This window comes from Limimaricola sp. AA108-03 (genome assembly GCF_050847355.1).
Lineage (GTDB): Bacteria > Pseudomonadota > Alphaproteobacteria > Rhodobacterales > Rhodobacteraceae > Limimaricola.
Genome location: NZ_CP193756.1, coordinates 240319 through 258996 on the forward strand (window position 1 = coordinate 240319; position 18678 = coordinate 258996).

Annotated in this window: 17 protein-coding genes and 1 pseudogene; 10 read left to right on the forward strand and 8 right to left on the reverse strand. The window is 65.0% G+C overall.

What is annotated here, in order from left to right; translation table 11 throughout:
- Positions 1 to 13 precede the first annotated feature (13 nt).
- The 3 genes from ACRAQ3_RS16835 to ACRAQ3_RS16845 are packed head-to-tail and all read right to left on the reverse strand — an operon-like array spanning position 14 to position 4578.
- Positions 14 to 3019, reverse strand: a complete 3006-nt coding sequence (locus ACRAQ3_RS16835; RefSeq protein ID WP_432256373.1) for a sarcosine oxidase subunit alpha — start codon at positions 3017 to 3019, stop codon at positions 14 to 16.
- A complete protein-coding gene (locus ACRAQ3_RS16840) occupies positions 3019 to 3315 on the reverse strand; it encodes a sarcosine oxidase subunit delta (protein ID WP_432256374.1) in 297 nt (98 codons plus the stop codon). The genes ACRAQ3_RS16835 and ACRAQ3_RS16840 overlap by 1 nt, the downstream gene beginning before the upstream one ends.
- Positions 3316 to 3324: 9 nt before the next feature.
- A complete protein-coding gene (locus ACRAQ3_RS16845; protein ID WP_432256375.1) occupies positions 3325 to 4578 on the reverse strand; it encodes a sarcosine oxidase subunit beta family protein in 1254 nt (417 codons plus the stop codon).
- 99 nt (positions 4579 to 4677) lie between these two features.
- Here ACRAQ3_RS16845 and ACRAQ3_RS16850 point away from each other — a divergent pair, with 99 nt between their 5' ends.
- On the forward strand, positions 4678 to 5682 hold the full coding sequence (locus ACRAQ3_RS16850; protein ID WP_432256376.1) for a GlxA family transcriptional regulator: 1005 nt from the start codon (positions 4678 to 4680) through the stop codon (positions 5680 to 5682).
- Between the two features lie 57 nt (positions 5683 to 5739).
- On the opposite strand, the gene ACRAQ3_RS16855 is transcribed toward ACRAQ3_RS16850, so the two are convergent.
- Both ACRAQ3_RS16855 and ACRAQ3_RS16860 read right to left on the reverse strand, forming a co-directional pair.
- Entirely contained in the window at positions 5740 to 7194 is a 1455-nt protein-coding gene (locus ACRAQ3_RS16855) for a sodium:solute symporter family protein (protein WP_432256377.1), read from the reverse strand.
- A gap of 231 nt (positions 7195 to 7425) precedes the next feature.
- A complete protein-coding gene (locus tag ACRAQ3_RS16860; RefSeq protein WP_432256378.1) occupies positions 7426 to 8652 on the reverse strand; it encodes an aminopeptidase P family protein in 1227 nt (408 codons plus the stop codon).
- Between the two features lie 103 nt (positions 8653 to 8755).
- Between ACRAQ3_RS16860 and ACRAQ3_RS16865 the strand changes: the two genes are divergently transcribed.
- The gene (locus ACRAQ3_RS16865) at positions 8756 to 9661 is read left to right on the forward strand and encodes a LysR substrate-binding domain-containing protein (RefSeq protein ID WP_432256379.1); all 906 of its coding nucleotides are present in this window, start codon (positions 8756 to 8758) and stop codon (positions 9659 to 9661) included.
- Between the two features lie 79 nt (positions 9662 to 9740).
- Here ACRAQ3_RS16865 and ACRAQ3_RS16870 read toward each other — a convergent pair.
- Both ACRAQ3_RS16870 and ACRAQ3_RS16875 read right to left on the reverse strand, forming a co-directional pair.
- A pseudogene (locus ACRAQ3_RS16870) lies at positions 9741 to 9932 on the reverse strand (aldehyde dehydrogenase family protein); the annotation flags it as partial.
- A gap of 533 nt (positions 9933 to 10465) precedes the next feature.
- Positions 10466 to 10921 carry an MliC family protein gene (locus ACRAQ3_RS16875; protein WP_432256380.1) on the reverse strand — a complete coding sequence of 152 codons (456 nt, stop codon included), beginning with the start codon at positions 10919 to 10921 and terminating at the stop codon, positions 10466 to 10468.
- A 398-nt stretch (positions 10922 to 11319) separates the two neighbouring features.
- Here ACRAQ3_RS16875 and ACRAQ3_RS16880 point away from each other — a divergent pair, with 398 nt between their 5' ends.
- The 7 genes from ACRAQ3_RS16880 to rnk all read left to right on the forward strand — a co-directional run bounded on the left by ACRAQ3_RS16880 (position 11320) and on the right by rnk (position 16489).
- Positions 11320 to 11583, forward strand: coding sequence for a DUF1127 domain-containing protein (locus tag ACRAQ3_RS16880; protein ID WP_432256381.1), 264 nt, complete (start codon positions 11320 to 11322; stop codon positions 11581 to 11583).
- 546 nt (positions 11584 to 12129) lie between these two features.
- Positions 12130 to 12603: a Dps family protein gene (locus tag ACRAQ3_RS16885; RefSeq protein WP_432256382.1), complete on the forward strand. Its 474-nt coding sequence runs from the start codon at positions 12130 to 12132 to the stop codon at positions 12601 to 12603.
- A 152-nt stretch (positions 12604 to 12755) separates the two neighbouring features.
- Complete coding sequence (locus ACRAQ3_RS16890; protein ID WP_432256383.1) at positions 12756 to 14057, forward strand: MFS transporter; 1302 nt, start codon at positions 12756 to 12758, stop codon at positions 14055 to 14057.
- Positions 14058 to 14645: 588 nt separating this feature from the next.
- Complete coding sequence (locus tag ACRAQ3_RS16895; RefSeq protein WP_432256384.1) at positions 14646 to 14948, forward strand: DUF1127 domain-containing protein; 303 nt, start codon at positions 14646 to 14648, stop codon at positions 14946 to 14948.
- A gap of 51 nt (positions 14949 to 14999) precedes the next feature.
- A complete protein-coding gene (locus tag ACRAQ3_RS16900; protein ID WP_432256385.1) occupies positions 15000 to 15233 on the forward strand; it encodes a hypothetical protein in 234 nt (77 codons plus the stop codon).
- A gap of 282 nt (positions 15234 to 15515) precedes the next feature.
- Positions 15516 to 15983, forward strand: coding sequence for a hypothetical protein (locus tag ACRAQ3_RS16905; protein ID WP_432256386.1), 468 nt, complete (start codon positions 15516 to 15518; stop codon positions 15981 to 15983).
- Between the two features lie 65 nt (positions 15984 to 16048).
- Positions 16049 to 16489 (forward strand): nucleoside diphosphate kinase regulator, encoded by a 441-nt coding sequence (gene rnk, locus ACRAQ3_RS16910; protein WP_432256387.1) that lies wholly within the window; start codon positions 16049 to 16051, stop codon positions 16487 to 16489.
- A gap of 51 nt (positions 16490 to 16540) precedes the next feature.
- Here rnk and ACRAQ3_RS16915 read toward each other — a convergent pair whose 3' ends face one another.
- Positions 16541 to 17017, reverse strand: coding sequence for an Lrp/AsnC family transcriptional regulator (locus tag ACRAQ3_RS16915; RefSeq protein ID WP_432256388.1), 477 nt, complete (start codon positions 17015 to 17017; stop codon positions 16541 to 16543).
- A 108-nt stretch (positions 17018 to 17125) separates the two neighbouring features.
- On the opposite strand from ACRAQ3_RS16915, the gene ACRAQ3_RS16920 reads away from it, so the two are divergent.
- The gene (locus tag ACRAQ3_RS16920) at positions 17126 to 18562 is read left to right on the forward strand and encodes an aminotransferase class V-fold PLP-dependent enzyme (protein WP_432256389.1); all 1437 of its coding nucleotides are present in this window, start codon (positions 17126 to 17128) and stop codon (positions 18560 to 18562) included.
- The last annotated feature ends 116 nt before the right edge of the window (positions 18563 to 18678 follow it).

The following is an 18678-nucleotide window of genomic DNA, read 5'->3' on the forward strand; positions in this document are numbered from 1 at the left end:
CATCGCGCCTTCCTCAGAGCTTCAGCCGGTCGCCGTCGGGGTCATAGAAGGCGGTCGAGGTGATCTTCGCCCGCACCACGCCCTCGGGCATCGGCACATGCACCGTCTCGCCCTCGCGGTCGCGCCCGCCCTCGATCAGCGCCATGGCGATGGAGCGGCCCAGCGTGGCGCTGTGATAGGAGGAGGTCACGTGGCCGACCATCTTCATCGGCTTGGGCTGGCCCGGGTCGAGTACGATCTGTGCCCCCTCCTCCAGCTTCACCGCGCCGTCCTCGGTCAGGAGACCGACCAGCTGCTTGCGCCCCGGGGCGACGAGATCGGGCCGCGCCAGCGACCGCTTGCCGACGAAATCGGGCTTCGCCTTGCCGATCGCCCAGCCCAGACCCGCATCCTCCGGCGTCACCGTGCCGTCGGTGTCCTGCCCGACGATGATGAAGCCCTTCTCGGCGCGCAGCACATGCATGGTCTCGGTGCCGTAGACGGTGATGCCGTGCGGCTCGCCCGCCTGCATCAGCGCCTCCCACAGCGCCAGCCCGTGCCGCGCCGGCACGTTGATCTCGAAGCCCAGCTCGCCGGTGAAGCTCAGCCTGAACAGCCGCGCCGGGAAGCCCGCGACGCGGCATTCGGCGACCGACATGTGCGGAAAGGCCTCGGCCGAGATGTCGCAGCCTTCGACCAGCCCCGCCAGCACCTCGCGGGCCTTGGGCCCGTTCAGCGCCACGGTCGCCCATTGCTCGGTGGTCGAGGTCAGCCAGACGTCGAGATCGGGCCACTCGGTCTGGAGGTAGTCCTCCATCATGTTGAGCACCCGCGGCGCGCCGCCCGTGGTGGTGGTAACGTGGAACAGGTCCTCCGACAGCCGCCCGATCACCCCGTCGTCGCGGATGTAGCCGTCCTCGCCCAGCAGCACGCCGTAGCGGCAGCGCCCTGGCGCCAGCTTGGTCCAAGGGTTGGTGTACATCCGGTTCATGAACTCGACCGCGTCCGGCCCGGCCACCTCGATCTTGCCCAGCGTCGAGGCATCGAAGATGCCGACTGAGGCCCGCGTGGCCAGGCACTCCCGCGCCACCGCCGCCTCCATGTCCTCGCCCCCTTGCGGGAAATACCACGCCCGCCGCCACAGCGAGACCGGCTCGAACACCGCGCCGTTGGCCTCGGCCCAAGGGTCGATCGGCGTGGCCCGCGTCACCTCGAAGGTGGCGCCCTTGTGGTAGCCCGCAAAGGCGCCGAAAGTGGTTGGCGTGTAGGGCGGGCGGAAGGTGGTCAGGCCCACCTGCGGCGGCGCCTTGCCGACCGCGTCCGAGGCGATCATCAGCCCGTTCATGTTCGACATCTTGCCCTGATCGGTCGCCATGCCGTTGGTGGTGTAGCGCTTGACGTGCTCGATCGAGCGCATCCCCTCGCGCACCGCGAGGCGGATGTCCTTGGCGGTGACGTCGTTCTGGAAATCGATGAAGGCGCGCACGCGGCTCGACTTGCGATCGGTCGGCAGCTCCTTGTGGCTTTCGCCCGTGCCGGGCCGGTCATGCGCGACGGCAAGGGTCGTGGCCCCGGCCGCCCTGCCGAGCGCCGTCGCCGCCTCTGCCCCCGCCTTCGCCCCGTCGGCCAGCGCCTCGGCATAGCCCCAGAGCCCGCGCCCCGCGCCCGCGATGTGGCAGTCCTCGGTCATCCGCCCGGGCAGGAAGGTCCGGCTCTCCTCGTCCCATTGCAGGCTGCCCTTGGTATGCGAGAACAGGTGCAGCGACGGCGTCCAGCCACCCGACATCAGCAGGCAGTCGCAATGGATCATGCGGGGATCGCCGACGCGGCCCGCTTCGACCGGGTTCACCGTGACCGAAGAAATGCGCAGCCGGCCGCGCGTGCCGGTGACGGTGTGCCCGGCCAGCACCTCGATGCCGCGCACCCGCGCTTCGGCGCGCAGGTCTTCGCGCGGGGTGTCGCGGGTGTCGACGATGGCGACGATCTTGGTGCCCGCCTCGGCCAGATCGAACGCCGCGTACCAGGCGCTGTCATGCGAGGTGACGATGACGGCCCGCTCGCCGACCTTGACGCCCCAGCGGTGCAGGTAGCTCTGCGCCGCGCCGGCCAGCATCACGCCGGGCCGGTCGTTGCCGTGGAACACCAGCGGCTTTTCCAGCGCGCCCTGCGCCAGCACCACGCGCGTCGCACGCACCCGCCACATCCGCTCGCGCGGGGCGTTCGCGGGGATCTCGTCGAGATGGTCGGTCAGCTTCTCGCACAACCCGATCATGTTCTGGTGGTAGTAGCCGATCGCCGTGGTGCGGGTCATCAGCCGCACGCCGAGCCGCGCGAGTTCCGACAGCGCCCCATCGAGCCACTCCCAGGCCCCCTGCCCGTCGATCTCGACGCCCGGATCGGACAGCAGCGCGCCGCCCATCTCCGGGTTCTCGTCCACTAGCGTCACCCGCACGCCCGCCCGCGCCGCCGCGAGCGCGGCCATGAGGCCCGACGGCCCGGCGCCCACGACCAGCAGGTCGGTGTGCAGGTAGCGCGAGGCATAGCGGTCCGGGTCGACCTCGGTCGGCGCCCGGCCCAGACCCGCGGCATGGCGGATCACCGGCTCGTAGAGCTTGTCCCAGAAGCTGCGCGGCCACATGAAGGTCTTGTAGTAGAACCCGGCCGGGAAGAGCGGGTGCAGCGCGTCGTTCACCGCGCCGAAGTCGAAGGCGAGCGAGCCGAGCCGGTTCTGGCTTTCGGCCACCAGCCCCTGCCGCAGTTCCTGCACCGTGGCGCGCGTGTTGGGCTCGAACCGCCCCTCTTTCTCACCGCCCCCGCGCGAGGTGCCGATGAGGGCGTTCGGCTCGGCGGAGTCCGCCGTCACAGGCCCACGCGGGCGGTGATACTTGAACGACCGACCCATCAGGTGGACGCCATGCGCCAGCAGCGCCGAGGCCACCGTGTCGCCGCGCAGCCCCTCATAGGACTTGCCGTCGAAGCTGAACATCACCGTCTCGTCGTGCTTCACCCGGCCCTTGCCGGGAATGCGGAACTGGCTCATTACGCGGCCTCCAGCTTTGAAAGATCGGGGCGCGGTTCGCCCGCCTTGTAGGTCATCAGGAACCGGTCGCTCACCGTGTCGCGCACCGCGTTGAAGAAGCGCGCGCAGCCATGGACATGGCGCCAGCGCTCGAAATGCGGGCCGCGCGCATTGGTGCGGATGAACAGGAAGTCGCGCCATTCCTCGTCGGACATCGCCGAAGGGTCCTCGGGCCGAATGACATGCGCCTCGCCCGCATAGGCGAATTCCAGCTCCGGCAGGGTCTCGTCGCAATAGGGGCAATGGATCAGCAGCATGTCGTCACCTCAATGCGCGACGGCGGCGGCCGCCGCCTCGTCGATCAGCCGCCCCGTGCGGAAGCGGTCCAGCGTGAAGGGGGCGTTGAGGGCATGCGGCTCGCCCGTGGCCACCGTGTGCGCCAGCACATGCGCCGCGCCCGGCGTCGCCTTGAAGCCGCCGGTGCCCCAGCCGCAATTGACGAAGAGGTTCGGCACCGGTGTCTTGCCGATGATCGCCGAGCGGTCCGGCGTCACGTCGACGATGCCGCCCCATTTCCGCAGCATCCGCATCCGGTTGAAGATCGGGAAGATCTCGCAGATCGCCGCCACCGTGTGCTCGATCAGCGGCAGCCCGCCGCGCTGCGAATAGCTGGTGTATTGGTCGGTGCCCGAACCGATCACCAGCTCGCCCTTGTCGGACTGGCTGATATAGGCGTGCACCGTGTTCGACATCACCACGCAGGGAAACACCGGCTTCACAGGCTCCGAGACCAGCGCCTGCAACGGGAAGCTCTCGAGCGGCATCCGCACGCCCGCGCTCTCCATCACCACGCTCGTGTGCCCCGCCGCCGAGACCGCGACCTTCTTCGCCCCGATGAAGCCCTTGGCGGTATCGACCCCCGTCACCGCCCCGTCGGGCCCGCGCCGGATCGCGATCACCGGGCAGTTCTGGATGATGTCGACACCCCTCGCCGCCGCCGCCCGCGCATAACCCCAGGCCACCGCGTCGTGCCGCGCCGTGCCCGCCCGCATCTGCAACGCCGCGCCCATGACCGGGTAGCGCGCCTCCCGGGAGATGTTGAGCGGCGGGCAGAATTCCTTGGCCTCCTCGGCCGAAAGCCAGCGGTTGTCGACGCCGTTCAGCCGGTTCGAATGCACGTGGCGCTGGAAGGACTGCACGTCGTGGACGTTGTGCGCCAGCATCATCACCCCGCGCCGCGAGAACATGACGTTGTAGTTCAGTTCCTGGCTCAGCCCATCCCACAGATCGAGCGCGTGGTCGTAGAGCTTCGCGCTCTCGTCATAGAGGTAGTTCGAGCGGATGATGGTGGTGTTGCGCCCGGTGTTGCCGCCGCCGAGCCAGCCCTTGTCGATCACCGCGACATTGGTGATGCCGTGTTCGCGGGCGAGGTAGTATGCCGCGCCGAGCCCGTGGCCACCGGCGCCGACGATGATGACGTCGTACTGCTTCTTGGGCTCCGCATCCGGCCATTGCTCGCGCCAGCCCTTGTGACCGGTGAGCGCGTTCTTCACCACGGCGAAGGCGGAATAGCGGGGCATGGCGCGATCCTCGGGAAGGGAGCTTTTCTGTTTCCTTCATGCCATGAAACCTGCATCCATGGCTGGATGGATGCGCCAGATTGACGTTATGATTGCGACATGAACACCGCTTTGGCCACGGCCCCTCCTCGACCCCGCCTGCGTGTCGGCTTCCTGCTGGCGCGGCGTTTCACGCTTTCGGCCTTCGCCAGTTTCGTCGATGTCCTGAGACTGGCCGCCGATGAGGGTGACAGGTCGCGGCCGATCCTGTGCAGCTGGCGTGTCATTTCCGAGGATCCGACCCCTGTCCGGTCCAGCTGCGGCGTCACCGTGGGCCCGGAGGAGCGGCTCGGCGATCCCCGCCGCTTCGACTACATCGTGGTGATCGGCGGGCTGATCGACGAAGGCGGTCTGCCGCCAGAGGAGATCGCCTTCCTGCGCCGCGCCGCGGCAGCCAAGGTGCCGCTGGTGGGGGTCTGCACCGGCGCCTTCATCCTGCACCGGGCCGGGTTGATGAAGGGGTACCGCTGCTGCGTCAGCTGGTTTCACCACGACGATTTCCTCGAGCAGTTCGACGGGCTCGTTCCCGTCTCGGACCGGGTCTTCGTCGAGGATCGCGACCGGCTGACCTGCTCGGGCGGCGCGAGTTCCGCGCATCTCGCCGCCCACCTGATCGACCGGCATATCGGCCGGGCGGCCGCGCGCAAGAGCCTGCACATCATGATCATAGACGAGGCAATGGCCGCCGACGATCCGCAGCCGGGCCTGCCGCTCGATCTCAAGACCCGCGATCCGCTGGTGCGGCGCGCGCTCCTGCACATGCAGCAGAATCTCGACGCGGCGCCCGGCGTGGGCGATGTCGCCGAACGGCTCGGGGTCAGCCGCCGCAAGCTCGAGCGGCACATGCGCGAGGCGCTTGGTCTGAGCCCGGCGGCGGCATTCCTCAAGGTCCGGCTCGCCCATGCGCGTTTCCTGCTCGCCCGCCCCGGCTACAGCGTCACCCGCATCGCCGCCGAGGCGGGCTTTTGCGACGTGTCGCACCTGATCCGCGTCTTCCGGCAGCATGAGGGCACGACGCCCGAGGCCTGGCGGCAGGCCAATGCCGCGCAGCGCGCGCCGGTCTGACGGGCAGACGAGAAAGGGCGGCCGATGGCCGCCCTTTCCCGCGAAATGCGATGTCTCTCAGGCGCGTTGCAACCCGCCGCTGCGCGAGGTGGCCAAGCTGACCGCGACATAAAGCAAACTCGAGACGGCGCAGCCGACCAGCGGGCCCACGACCCAGCCGGCCTCGCTCCAAAGCAGCATGCCGCCGGAGGTCACGAAGCCGCTGCCCATCGCCGCCAGCGCCCCCCAGCCATTGCCGCGCCAGAAGCTCGACACGAAAATCGGCCCGACCAGCGTCGCCAGCAAGGTGCCGGTGCCCAGAATGCCCAGCCAGGACAGGAAGAAGGGCGGTGCGTAGAACATCATCAAGAGACCGGCGAGACCGAACACCACCACCGCCGCGCGGTTGAGGAACAGGACCGTGGCCGGGTTCTCATGGCCGGGCAGCAGCGCCCGGCGCAGATCATGCGAGGCCGCCGAGGCGACGGTGTGCAGTAGCGAGTTCGCGGTCGATTGCATCGCGAAGAGGATGCACAGCGTGATGAAGCCGCCGAGCGCGGGGTGCAGGAAGCTCTGCAGATAAACCGGCATGGCCTGATCCGCCTGCTCCAGCCCGGGCATCCGGACCCGCATGTAAAGGCCCACTACGGGGATAAGCGATAGGAGACAACCAAAGGGCGCCACGTACATCGCGACCACATGCGGCTTAACATCGGGACGAAAGGCTAGGAAACGCACCGCCATGTACGGCAATACGGCTGAGAATAGGAAAGCGTAAGGCAAGACCAAAAAAACCGCGCCCCTAGCTTGGCCGTAGGGTGCGGAGGTTTCCGGGTTGATCAGACTAGGATCGATCTGACGCAAAGCCGCGACCAATTCTGCGGGAGTGAGATCGCTAAAGATTTGCGTGCAGATAATAACTGCCGCCAGAACCATACCGAGCAGCATCAGCGTGTCGGTCCAGGCCACCGCCGTCAGACCACCCAGCACCGTGTAGAGGATGATGATTGAGATCATCAGCACAGCTCCCCAGCTTTCGGGCAGGTCGAGCCAGCCGGCGGCGAGGATGCCCACGGCCTTGATCTGGCTGGTCAGGAAGACGAGCAGCAGCACGATGGTGATCACCGCGGCCACCCCCTGCACGAGCCGACCCAACCCGCCATCGGCATGCAGCCTCGCAGCGTATTCGGGGATCGTACAGCTGCCCATTTCGGCAGCCCGCCGTGACAGGAAACGCGAGAAGAACAGGACCGCAATCACCATAGCCGGGGCGAACATGAAATTGCCCAGTAGCTCGATCGCGCCGAATTCGTAGGCCACGCCGGGCGAGCCCATGAAGCCCCAACCGGAGAAGCCGGTCGCCACGATCGTCGAGGCGCCGACGAAGGGCCCGAGCGAGCGCCCCGCGACGAGAAAGCCGCTCTCGTCGTCGCCGCCCATCCGCACGACCCGGCCGGCACGCCATCCAAGCCAGATCAGCGCGGCCATGGACGCCGCCATGATCGCCCAGTTGACCCATACGCTATCGTCCACCTTCGGTCCTCCTCGAATTTGGTGGGATGGCCCGCCCCTCCTCCAAATGCGGGCCCGATGATCAATCCGCCCGCCGCGCCTCCTGCACGGCGAAGACGAAAACCGTCAGCACGAACGTCGCGAGATTGGATATGACGAACGCGTCCAGAACCCATGAGCCGGTCAGCATGGGACATCTCTCACGGAATGCAGAAAACCCCCGCGGTCTGCACCGCGGGGGCCAAGGTCGGATCAGGCGGCCTTCGCCTTGCCCTTCACGATCAGGTGCTCCGGGCCATAGGGGAAACCGGTGATGTTGCGGTTGCCCCCCTCCTCGATCACGAGGATGTCGTGCTCGCGATAGCCGCCGGCGCCGGGCGTCCCCTCGGGGATGGTGATCATCGGCTCCATCGAGACGACCATGCCGGGCTCCAGCACGGTCTCGCAGTCCTCGCGCAGTTCGAGCCCCGCCTCGCGGCCGTAATAGTGGCTCAACACGCCGAAGGAATGGCCGTAGCCGAAGCTGCGATACTGCAGCAGGTTTTCCTCGGCGTAGATCTCGTTGAGCTGCTTGGCGATCTCCGAGCACTTCTTGCCGGGCACCAGCAGCTCCTTGCCGCGGTCGTGGACCTTGCAGTTGATTTCCCACAGGCGGATGTGCTCGTCGCTGGCCTCCTCGGCGAAGAGCGTGCGTTCGAGCGCGACGTAGTATCCCGCGACCATCGGAAAGCAGTTGAGCGACAGGATGTCGCCGCGCTCGATCTTGCGGCTGGTGACCGGGTTGTGGGCGCCGTCGGTGTTGATGCCCGACTGGAACCAGGTCCAGGTGTCGAGCAGCTCGGCCTCGGGCCAGCTCTTGGCGATCTCGCGGATCATCGTGGCGGTCGAATGCAGCGCCACCTCGCGCTCGGTCACGCCGACGGCGGTGGCCTCGACGCAGGCCGCGCCGCCGATGTCGGCGATGCGGGCCATCTCGGTGATATGCGCGATCTCCTCGGCCGACTTGATCATCCGCAGCCGCATGGCGGGCGCCGCGATGTCGGTGAATTCGACGCCGGGAAACTCGGATTTGAGCTGCTCGAGCAGCTCGATATTGACGTGATCGAACTCGATCCCGATCCGCTTCGCCTTGCCCGCGACCTGTCGCACGGCATGAAAGAAATTGTCCTTCTGCCAATCGGTATAGGTGATGTTGTGGCCGAAGGTTCGACGCCAGGGCTGGCCGCCATCGATGCCCGCGCTGATCGTGGTGGCGCTGTCCTGATCGATCACGAGACCGTAGCGGCGACCGAACTGGCAATAGATGAAATCGGCATAATAGTTGATGTTGTGATAGGAGGTGAACAGCGCTGCATCGATGCCCGCTTCGGCCATATGCGCGCGGATCGCGTCCTGGCGACGCTGCATTTCGGAGGCAGAGAAGGTCGGCTTCGCCTTCTCACCATTACCTACATAATTCTGAAGACGTTCGCGCTGCATGATCGCTCCCTTTCTCGATGGACAGTGAAACTGGCCGGAGGGTCGATCGGATCTTGCAGCTTGTCAAAAGACCATAATTCACGCTCCCATGAGAAATACTCATATGGAGATCCAAGTGTCCCTTCCTCCGCTGACCGCCTTGCGGGCCTTCGAGGCCGTCGCGCGTCTGGGCAGCTTCAACGCTGCCGCGAAAGCGCTGTTCGTCACCCAGTCCGCCGTCAGCCATCAGGTGCGGCATCTCGAGACCTGGCTCGACCAGCCTCTTTTCGACCGGTCCGGCGCCAGGCCCCGCCTGCTGGCAAGAGGAGAGGCTCTTGCGCGCGACCTGACATTGGCGTTCGGCGGTATCGAAGCTGCCTGCGCCCGCGCACGAGTTTCGGAAAAGCCTGAATCACTCGTGATCGCGGCAATCCCGTCGGTGGCGCTGTGCTGGTTGATCCCGCGTCTGTCGTCGTTCCGAAACGCGCATCCAGACATTTCCGTGCGCATCATCTATGCGATCCACGGTCAGGACATCGATTTTCGGGAGGTCGATCTCGCTTTCACCTATGCCGCCAGCCCCCCGGCGCTGCCGGGCGTCCAGACCGAACTTTTCCTACCCGGCGTCAGCGTCCCTGTCTGCAGCCCCGCCGTTGCCACGGGGCTGGCCACGGGATCCGTTACGCCGGAGGCCATGCTGCAAGCCGGCTTCCTGCACGACAGCGATACGTCCGGCTGGGAAGACTGGCTGAGCCGTGCGGGGGGCGGCGGCGCTGTCCCGCTCGATGGGCCGGTGTTCGAGGATTTTAACCTGCTGCGGGCTGCGGCGTTGGCAGGGCAGGGAATCGCGCTGTGTCCCATCGCAATGATCCGCGACGACCTGCAAAGCGGGCAACTCGTGCAACTCTCCGATCGGACCGCGCTCGATGGCTATGGCTACTATCTCAATGTCGCGCAGACCATGGACCCGGCCATGGACAGGCCGGGGGCGATCTTCCGCGATTGGGCCTTCGCCGCCCGCGAAGCCTGAGCGCGGCTTTGACCGAGCCGATAGCTGCCGGCAAGAAGACGACCGGCCAACGTCCGATACGTTTTGGCGTCGTTCAGCGTTACCCCGAGCACGTCCTTCTATCGCCGACTGCGAACCAAGTTGACTTTAGCTCTTTGTATTTATCGAGGGCATGCAGAGACTTGTCTCGGCCGTTGCCGGACTGTTTGTACCCACCGAACGGTGTCGTCAAATCATCACGATCATAACAATTAACATAGACAAGTCCTGCTCGACCGCCGCGAGTTGGTCGCGGGAGCCGCCGTTCGGCGGGATCCTGTCGGACAAGCAGGTGGCCGAGGTGACCAACTACATCCGCTTGCATTTCGGCAATGAGTACGTCGAGGGCGAGAATGGCATCGCGGCCTTCGGCGACACGTGGGCCCAGACCGTCTCGGTGCTCGAGGCCAGCAATGCGAACCTCGCTCGTCTCGATCCGAATTTGTCCGACGTGGTGAAGATGACCGTCTTCCTCGTCGCGCCCGGCGAGGGAGCGGCATTGCTTCCGCGGGCTTCATGGCAAGCTACACCTAGTTCTTCGGCACCGAAGACCAGCCTAACCTGCCAGTGCGCTCGGTGGTCGAGGTCGCGGGCCTCGCCAACCCGGCCTGGCTGGTCGAGATAGAGGTCGTCGCAGTCCGGCCCTGACAAGAAATGAAGCCATGCGCGATGGCCGCCGGCGGTCAGGCGGCCATCCTCCAGATCTGGCTTGCCTCTGGTCTTTGGCATGAAATCTGGACGGCCAGGAGCCAGCATCACTGCGCCGTGTCGGCTTCCCGCTGATCGTCAGCTTTCGGCTTCGCAGGTCATGAGCGTGTCCTCCGCAATGAGATCGGTGAGCACGCCGTCGTCGCCCTTGACCCACCATTCGTATTGTCCAGAGACATAGCGCGCGCCCGATGCGGCCACCACCTGGACGAAGATGCGCTGCTCGCCCTCGACCGGGACGAGCGCCAGGCTTTCGGCACCCGATAAGACATACCGCACTTCGATGGATGGGGCCTCCCCGCAGGCATAAGTGCTGGTCGTCAGCTGCGCGTCGGCCAGCTGCAGGCCGACCGAGAGCGATGTGTCGGCCAGAGCCGCCGAGGAGGACAGTGCGAGAAGGGTGACACTCGAAATCGTTTTTTTCATCTGAAATCTTTCCTGACGCATGAAAACAGGCAGCGCTTGATGCTCGATACAGTAGGCCCGGCGCCGGTTCGAGTCCTCGTTTTGCAAATATAGCCATGGCATCTCCATTTCATGATCCGACATATTGCGTTTGGCCGAACCACGGGGGCGAACCGAAAAACCAGGAGCAATCGGTGATTGCCCTCCTGTCTTTTTGGCAAGCTTCTTCCCGGACCTCAGGTAGAGGCTTGCTTATTTTTTTGGACCTCCTATATCCGAGCCATGACCATGTTCAGCGCTCATAAGAGGTTCCTGCTCACCGCAGGAAAGCTACTGAACCGCCGGTAACCCCGAGCGGGCAAGCCGTGGTGCTTGTTCACGCCTCGGGGGTTTTGATCTCTCACAGATCCAATCGACACGACAAAGGCGTCACGTCCGCAATGCATGGCGCGCGATCGCGCGCGCCATGCCTTCGTGTGAAATGACGCCCGATGTCTCGGCATCAGTAGACTCAAGGCTGAAAAAACATGTCAATCTATATCACCCGTAAAATGATAGATTCCTCCGTTCAGAAAAGCAGGGCTCAAATGAACGGATCCATTTTCACGGTTCTGTTCCGGTGGGTCCGCAAGCAGCTGCGACGGCGCAGCATGATGGCCGATCTCCAGGCGATGGATGACAAGATGCTCGACGATATCGGAATCCGTCGGGCGGATATTCCGCGTCTGGTCGGCTCATTGGGCGATCGCGATCTGCGCATGCGCAGCATGGGGCAGACCTACAGGACGTAACGGTCAAGATCGCTTTTTCCGGCGTGAGGCGGGCCATCACCTTGCGTCCAGACATGCCCGCCGCCGCTCCCGTTCACTTGTCTCATTCAACCCTGCGCAATGAGGATTGAGATGACGTTTTTCCAGATTAATATCGAAAGCCTGCGATCCATTAAATCCGCTCCCAATGCCACATGCATCGCCCGCTGGGAGGATGACGGCGGTGGGCCCAACCCCATCGCGTTAGCCAGTCGCTCGCCGCGTCTGAAAGCGCGCCGTATCGGTTGGCTGCCTCCCGCAAGATCTCCGCAGCATCGGACGAAACAAACCTGTTTCGGAACAAACGAACCCTCAATGAAGGATCCCCTGGAATGACCATCACGTTGCGTGGTGTCGCTATCAAATGGGTCGGCGCTCAATACGGCAAACCACCAGGATGATCATTCGCTGCGGCAAAATGAATCTCACTCGAAACGGATGCCGGCGCCCCGATCCCGCGCCCATTCCGGCATGCCGCCTCGAAAGACAACCTTTACTCTCACGATGGAGGCACCATTGACGATCACCATGAAGCACAGCCGATACTCCGAAGACGCCAAACCCGTCGACCGCAATGCCGGGGTCATTGCCGACGCATTGTCCGATGCTCTGACGGACACCTACCGCCTCGTGCTGAAGACCCATGCCTGCCACTGGAACGTGGCGGGCTCGATGTTCTACCCGCTGCACCAGATGACGGAGGCGCATTACACCGACATGTTCGCAGCCGCGGATGTTCTGGCCGAGCGCATCAAGGCCTTGGGAAAACGCGCCTCGGTGAAGCCCGTCCGGATGATCGATGGCCTAGACACGGATGCGGATCTGACGGTGCACGAGATGATCAGGGGCCTCCTGGCGGATCACGAGGCGCTGTCGCAGCGCTTCTATGCCCTCGTGGAGGCCGCCGAGATTTCGGGCGATCCGGTCACCGCCGACCTCGCGACGGAGCGCGCGGCATTCCACGACAAGGCGGCCTGGATGCTCCGAGCGACAGCCGCATGAACGCGGCTCGTCGCGGCAGCAGGCGAAGGGAATGCCCCGGCTTCGGCCGGGGTATTTTCATTGATGCGGTCCCGGCGCAGCCCTCAATCGCCGGGCCGCCGTCACGTTCGAAATGAATTGTCCCGTGAGGGGACGAGATTGCGGAGCAGGCCATGGCATACAAACTACGCGAACTCCTCGCACCCGTGAAATCCCTGCTCGGCGGCACAGTCGCCTTCATGGCCGGAAACAGCCTGCTCGGCGTCGTTCTCCCGCTTCGCATGGAAGCCGAAGCCTATCCAGTCGCGCTGACGGGCGCGATCATGGCGGCCTATTACCTTGGCCTCGCGTTTGGTGGGGTGAAGTGCAAGCACGTCATCCTGCGTATCGGACATATCCGCGCCTTCTCGACCTTCGCCGCGCTCACCGCCGCGATCTGTCTGGCCTATGCGTTCTTCTTCAACCCGGCGGCCTGGGTGATCCTGAGGCTCGTCAACGGGTTCTGCATCGCCGGCATGACGACGGCGATCGAAAGCTGGCTCAACGACCGTAGCAGCAACGAAACCCGCGGCCGCGTTCTCGGCTATTACATGCTGACCTTCTACCTCGCCATCGCCCTTGGCCAGACCTTGGTGAATACGGCCCCCGTCGCGGGGAGCGATCTCCTGATGATTTCGGCCGCGCTGATCGGATTGTCGCTCGTTCCCGTGGCCCTGACGACCCTTGGAGAGCCGAACCTCGGCGAGCTGCGTGTCCTGAACGTGAAAGAGCTGTTCGAAGCCTCCCGGGTCGGCGTGGTCGGCGCTGGCGTGGCGGGCATTCTCGTCGGCTCCTTCTATGCCCTGGGAGTAGTCTTTGCCCGCCAGATCGGGCTGAGCGTGACGGAGGCGGCGCTGTTCATGAGCACCGTGGTGCTCGGCGGGCTGAGCTTTCAGGTGCCTATCGGCATGCTGGCGGACAGGTTCGACCGGCGGATCGTCATGTCCTCGATGCTGATCGCGGTGGGCGTGTCTTGGGGCCTGCTTTCGAAGTCGATCGCGAACGAGGTGTTTCTGCCCGCCCTGATGCTTATGGCACTGGTCTTCGGCGGCGCCATCAGCAGTGTCTACCCGCTCTGCGTCGCGCAAACCTTTGACCGGCTGGACAAGCGATACTACGTCGCGGCCTCGGGGCGGTTGCTGATGGTCTATTCGATCGGCGCGGCGATCGGCCCGTTGCTCGCCTCGGTCCTCATGTCGCTCTACGGACCGTTCTCGTTCTTCCTGTTCGAGTCCGCCATCGCAATCGCCTATGCGCTGTTCGTTCTCGTCCATATCAAGGCGGGGCCCGAGATGCCCGTGGGCGAACGCGAGAAATTCGTGCCGCTCCCCGACATCTCCCCTGTCGCCATGAGCCTGGACCCGCGCACGGAGCCCGGCCCCTCGGAACCGGACGCCCCGTCGACATCAACGACGGAGAGCGCGGTCGATCGGTGACGAAGCGGCCGATCGGACACGCGAAGCCTCCCCGTTATCTCATCGCGATACCAAGGCCTCGGACACAGGCAAAGTGAAGCGACGATGGCAGGCATTTTCAAAATATCCGACGGGTCGGGGCAACGTGTGACGTAATTCGAAGATGAAATAGAATAGGGAGCATGATGCCGAAACCAGCGCCGCGCTGGATTCGTATTTGGACCCGAGTTCAGTCGTTTTCTTTCGGCGGCTCCCTGAGACATCAGCGGTCTTCACCATGAGCAACTTCGCGCCTTAATGTCGCATGCACCTGCCGATTGCTTGAGTTCATGCCGCGAAAGAGGTATATAGAACGCATGATGATGTTCAGCCTTCATACGAGGTTCCTGCTTTTCGCAGGCAATCTGCTGAACCGCCGGTAGCCCCGGGCGGTCCGGTCCGGCTGGACCGGTTTCCGCGCCGGGGTTCTTCTGATCCGCAACAAATCGAACAGGACGACGGCGCAATTGCGCTGTCTGGCAAAAGCGTTCCGCTGGTTGAATTCTTTTGCCGGGCGGTTCGCATGCTGCCAGACGTCCTGTTTTGCAGGTCCTTATGCCGGAGAATGACATGTATATTTCTATCGAGAAAAACGCGCTCAATCGGCTGCCTCATTGCGAACATCCAAGATCGTCATCGGGCGGAATTCGTCGTTGGATCGCGGCTGCCATGCGGGGATGGCAACGTCGCAAGATGACCGCCGCGCTCGAGGCCATGGATGACAGGCTGATGCGCGACATCGGGATATATCGTGGTGACATCAAGAACGTCGTATATGGCCTTGATGATCGCGAATTGAGAATGACCCCAGTCGCACGGACCACTGCGAAGGCGCACCTGAGCCGACATTCATCGTTCGAATCCATCTGGTGACCAGAATTTCAAAGCGCGGCTCGCATATAAAGGTTTTGATGGAGAATATTCATGATGATCAGCAATGTCGATTTCGAAGACCTGTTTCCCGAAACATTTTCGCCGAAGCCGCGGATCCCGGAAAATTACCGTCCGACGTCCATTCCCGATGGGAACGTTCCGCCCGATCATGATGCCCCGCACGGGTCGGGCGGAACGGCGGTCGTTCTGGCAATGACCCCCATCATCGCGACAACCGGAGCCGTTCACGCCGTCATGGCAGCTTGGGCACGAAACGAGCGGTAGCGTCGGGCATACGGGAATTCACGAAACTGGGCAGACGTTCCGTATGAATATACTCGCCCTGTCTTCAATTTAATTCTTGACAGCCCACAAAGCTGTTTCGATGGGCCGTTCGTCGAATTGAGGAGATTGATGTCATGATCTCGCACGAAACGTATTTCCGGTTCCCTCTGCTGAACCGCCCGGTGCCCCGGGCGGTCTGCGCGGTGGCGCTTTAAGGACCGACCCGGGGTGTCTCGTTCTTGCAAACTTGAAACAGGGCCAGGTGGCCCGGGGAGTATGATCATGACCCTCATGAAATTGGTGCGACCATCGGCTGGCCAAGCCATTCCGGCGATGCTGGAACAAACCGCTCTTGGCGCGGGATTTGCGCTGACCCTCGCAGATCGCCTCGCCATCGAGCGCCTACTTTGCGACGGCGCGACGCTCATCGCGCCCAATCCGCTACTTCTGACGGCCCTTCTGCGTCACAAGTTGCGGATCTCGCGCGCGGCCAGAGAGCCCGCGGCGCACGATCTCGTCGTGTCCGGGCGCGCCGTCACCTACGAGATTGAAGGAGAGGGTATTCGCACCGGGACGCTCAGCACGTCGTGCATGCCGTTTCCGAACCATGTCATCGTGGCTTCCCTGCTCGGTGCCACGCTGATCGGGATGCGAGCGCTGCAGACGGGGCCGCTGCTGCGCAGCGATGGAAGCATCACATCGGTCACCATACTCGACGTAGCTGCCTCCCCGGTCGAGGCCGCGGCCTGACCGATGAGCGATCCGCCTCCTCATAAACATATCCACGCGCTCGTCGCGAATATTCAGGTGGAACCATGCGCGCAATATTGACCTCTCCCCGCCTGCTCCGTCGTCGGCCCAGGCTGACGATCAGCGATCAGGATCTCGCCCGGCTCGAGGCAATGGCCGTAAACAAGCTGTCCCGTGATCCTGCCTTGGCAAACCCTCTGCTTGAAGAGTTGGGTCGAGCCCGGATCGTGCCTGCGCATAAGCTGCCACGCAGGGTCGTGGCGATCGGCCGAAGCGTCACATACCTCGACGAGACGGCGGATCGGGAACGGACCCTGACCCTCGTCTTTCCCGAGGACGCGGATATTGCCTCTGGGCGCGTATCGGTCATGACGCCGATCGGCGTTGCCCTGATCGGTTTGTCCGAGGGCGCGCGATTCCATTGGGAAACGCGCGCCCGGGCGATCCGCGGTCTTACCGTGCTGCGGGTCGCGGAACCGTGCCTCACCGAACTCGTCGATGTCTGACTCGGCTTGAGCTGGTTCACGGATCGGTGCCGGGAGCTTCGGAGCGCCCCTTCAGCGCAGCACCGAGCGGATCGCCAATGGCCGGTTCTCGAGAATGGCTTCCATCGCGAAATGGCCCGTCACCGCCTCGATGTCGAAGCCTCGGATCAGCGCCTGATAAAAGCGGTCATAGCCCGCCATGTCGGCGCAGACCGCCTTGATCATGTAGTCCCAATGCCCGCCGATCCGGTGGAAATCGACCACCTCCGGCAGCGCCTCGACATGCGTGCGAAAGGCCCGCGCCCAGTCCGAGGCATGGTGACGGGTGCGGATCATCACGAAGACCGTCAGCCCGAGCCCGAGCGCCGCCGGGTCGATGTCGGCCCGCCGCCCCTTGAGCGCGCCGATCTCCTCCAGCCGCTTGAGCCGCCGCCAGCAGGCGTTCTGCGACAGCCCCACCCGCGCGGCCAGCTCGCGCTGCGACAGCCCGCCCTCGCGCTGCAGCAATTCGAGAATCCGGTAATCGATCTGATCGGCCTGAAGGGGCATATCCCGCCAATCTGACCCAAACTGTTGCGGCATACCAGTTCAAAAGGCCGTCGAATGATCGGCATGGGGCGGAGATGATAGCTCCAGCCCGCACAGGAGACCAGCGCCGTGACCGACCCTTTCGACCGTTTCGAGACCGCACTCACCGAGGCCGGACCCACCGCCCTGCGCGACGGCCAGTTCGGGCGTGGCGCCCTCGTTCCCGGCCCGTTCGGGCCGAAGGCGCTGGTCTATGCCGATGATACCGCCTCGGGCCGGGCGCTGCGGCAAGTCGAGGCATGGCTGCATGAAGAGGTCCTGCCCTTCTATGCCAACAGCCACACCGAAGCCTCGCATTGCGGTGCGCTGATGACCCGGCTGCGCCGCGCGGCGCGGGCGCGGGTGGCGCAGGGCTGCGGCGCGGGCCCCGACCACGCGGTGATCTTCTGCGGCAATGGCGCGACCGCAGGGATCAACCGGCTGGTGCAGCTTTTCGGCGTGCCCGACGCGCTTGCACGGGGCCGCCCGGTCCATGTCCTGATCGGCCCGTGGGAGCACCACTCCAACATCCTGCCCTGGCGCCAAAGCGGCGCGGAGGTGACCGAGCTGCCGGAGGGGTCGCATGGGCCCTGCCTCGATGCGCTCGATGCGGCGCTCGCGCGGGCGCGTCGGGCGGGCGCGCTTTGCATCGTCGCCCTCTCCGGCGCCTCGAACGTCACAGGCGCCATCGCCGACCCCGCCCGCGTCACGGCGGCGGTCAAGCGCGGCGGCGGGCTGATGGTCTGGGACATGGCCTGCGCCGCGCCCTACCTGCCGCTCGCCATGCGCTACGGTGGTGCCGAGGCCGATGCCATGGTGCTCTCGCCGCACAAGTTCGCCGGCGGGCCGGGCGCCTCTGGTGTTCTGGTGGTCCGCCGCGCCGCCTGCGCGCCGCATCGCCCGACCCAACCGGGTGGCGGCACGGTGCGCTTCGTCGGGCCTGTGACGCATGATTACGTCTCCGACCTCGCCGCGCGCGAGGAGGCCGGCACGCCGAACCTGCTGAGCGACATCCGCGCCGCGCTGGCCTTCGCGATCAAGGGCGCGATGGCGCGCATGGGTCTGCTCGAGATCGAGGCCGCGCTGGCCCGGCGCGGCGTCGCCGCCATCAAAGCCGCCCCCGGCATCGACCTGCTCGGCGGCCCCAACCGCCCCCGCCTGCCGGTCCTGTCGTTTCGGGTGACCGCCGCCGACGGCACGCCGCTGCACCAGCAGCTCGCCACCCGGATGCTGTCGGACCTGTTCGGCGTGCAGGCGCGGGGCGGCTGTGCCTGCGCGGGGCCCTATGTGCACCGCCTGCTCGGCATCGACGCGGCCGCGTCCGAGGCGCTGCGCGCCCGGATCCTCTCGGGCGAGGAGCTGGCCAAGCCCGGCTTCGTGCGCTGCAACCTGTCGCCCATGATGTCGGAGGACGAGATCGACACGGTGCTCGGCGCGATCGCCGCCCTGCCCGACGCGGCGCTGCGGCATCGCGACCGTTACGAGGCCGATGTCGGGCGGGCCATTTTCGGGACCAAAGCTGCCTAGATCGTGCCGCATGGCGGCGGCGCCGCGATCCGGCGCGCCTGCCACGAGGCGATGCATTCTCCGGACAGGAAGCCTGCGCCGAACCGGTCGCCCGCTCCCGGCGACCGGACAGGCAT

Bases quoted from the DNA above. Each gene is read 5' to 3' on its own strand.
- ACRAQ3_RS16850 (WP_432256376.1), top strand. From the start codon at position 4,678: ATGAACACCGCTTTGGCCACGGCCCCTCCTCGACCCCGCCTGCGTGTC.
- ACRAQ3_RS16915 (WP_432256388.1), bottom strand. From the start codon at position 17,017: ATGCCCCTTCAGGCCGATCAGATCGATTACCGGATTCTCGAATTGCTG.
- ACRAQ3_RS16900 (WP_432256385.1), top strand. From the start codon at position 15,000: ATGATGATCAGCAATGTCGATTTCGAAGACCTGTTTCCCGAAACATTT.
- ACRAQ3_RS16895 (WP_432256384.1), top strand. From the start codon at position 14,646: ATGTATATTTCTATCGAGAAAAACGCGCTCAATCGGCTGCCTCATTGC.
- ACRAQ3_RS16890 (WP_432256383.1), top strand. From the start codon at position 12,756: ATGGCATACAAACTACGCGAACTCCTCGCACCCGTGAAATCCCTGCTC.
- ACRAQ3_RS16880 (WP_432256381.1), top strand. From the start codon at position 11,320: ATGTCAATCTATATCACCCGTAAAATGATAGATTCCTCCGTTCAGAAA.
- ACRAQ3_RS16835 (WP_432256373.1), bottom strand. From the start codon at position 3,019: ATGAGCCAGTTCCGCATTCCCGGCAAGGGCCGGGTGAAGCACGACGAG.
- ACRAQ3_RS16860 (WP_432256378.1), bottom strand. From the start codon at position 8,652: ATGCAGCGCGAACGTCTTCAGAATTATGTAGGTAATGGTGAGAAGGCG.
- rnk (WP_432256387.1), top strand. From the start codon at position 16,049: ATGCGCGCAATATTGACCTCTCCCCGCCTGCTCCGTCGTCGGCCCAGG.
- ACRAQ3_RS16845 (WP_432256375.1), bottom strand. From the start codon at position 4,578: ATGCCCCGCTATTCCGCCTTCGCCGTGGTGAAGAACGCGCTCACCGGT.
- ACRAQ3_RS16905 (WP_432256386.1), top strand. From the start codon at position 15,516: ATGACCCTCATGAAATTGGTGCGACCATCGGCTGGCCAAGCCATTCCG.
- ACRAQ3_RS16885 (WP_432256382.1), top strand. From the start codon at position 12,130: ATGAAGCACAGCCGATACTCCGAAGACGCCAAACCCGTCGACCGCAAT.
- ACRAQ3_RS16840 (WP_432256374.1), bottom strand. From the start codon at position 3,315: ATGCTGCTGATCCATTGCCCCTATTGCGACGAGACCCTGCCGGAGCTG.
- ACRAQ3_RS16865 (WP_432256379.1), top strand. From the start codon at position 8,756: ATGGAGATCCAAGTGTCCCTTCCTCCGCTGACCGCCTTGCGGGCCTTC.
- ACRAQ3_RS16875 (WP_432256380.1), bottom strand. From the start codon at position 10,921: ATGGAGATGCCATGGCTATATTTGCAAAACGAGGACTCGAACCGGCGC.